Here is a 1,130-nt window from a genome sequence, read left to right on the forward strand (position 1 = left end):
CCCTGACCAATGGACGTTGGACAAAGTTACTTGGTAAAGGCGGGGCTTGATTACGGTAGTAACTCAATTTTACCTCCCTGAGAGACTAGTATATATTTATTGTAGCATCAACCAACCCGAGACGTTGGACAAAGTTACTTCATATTTCTTATTTCCACCAGCGACAAACATCATCAATAGCTGTTTTTACGGCTCTTAAGGCTTCAATTCCTCCAAATTTGATAATTAAAGGAGCTAATGGAGAGATATTTTCTAAAAAATGAGAGCGATTAAGACTAGCCAGAGTATGAAGCATTTTTGTGAATAATGATATCTCAACAGGTAGAGAAGTACATCTAACAACTAACCCAGATAAGGCCCTAGCTCGGTAGTATTCAGACCCAAGACCTCGGGCGGCTTCTAATGCGGAGAGTAACAATTCAGGGGGGAAATGGGGGGCTAACCCTGATAAGGCCCAAGCTCGGTACTTTTCATTTCCAATGCCTCGGGCGGCGTCTAATGCCTCGGGTAACAATTCTGGAGGTAAATGGGGGGCTAACCCTGATAAGGCCCAAGCTCGGTATTCTTCATTTCCAATGCCTCGGGCGGCGTCTAATGCTTCTGGTAACAATTCAGGGAAATGGGGGGCTAACCCAGATAAGGCCCTAGCTCGGTAGTATTCTTTTCCAATGCCTCGGGCGGCTTCTAAGGCGACCGGTAACAATTCAGGGGGGAAATGGGGGGCTAACCCTGATAAGGCCGAAACTCGGGAGTATTCTTTTCCAATGCCTCGGGCCGCTTCTAAGGCGACCGGTAACAATTCACGAGGTAAATGGGGGGCTAACCCTGATAAGGCCCAAGCTCGGGAGGATTCATCTCCAATACCTCGGGCGGCTTCTAATGCGGAGGGTAACAATTCACGAGGTAAATGGGGCGCTAACCCTGATAAGGCCCCAGCTCGGACGGATTCAGACCCAATGCCTCGGGCGGCTTCTAATGCGGAGGGTAACAATTCAGGGAAATGGGGGGCTAACCCTGATAAGGCCTCTGCTCGGTCGTCTTCATCTCCAATGCCTCGGGCGGCTTCTAAGGCATCGGGTAACAATTCAGGGAAATGGGGGGCTAACCCTGATAAGGCCTCTGCTCGGTCG

The 1,130-nt window shown here is 49.5% G+C and carries 1 protein-coding gene; it reads right to left on the reverse strand.

The features are described 5' to 3' along the window. Positions 1-148: 148 nt before the first annotated feature. Positions 149-1,130 (reverse strand): apoptotic protease-activating factor (locus MW688_RS20650; RefSeq protein ID WP_486737898.1); only part of this gene is annotated, 982 nt, incomplete at its 5' end.

Source organism: Johannesbaptistia floridana, assembly GCF_057440575.1.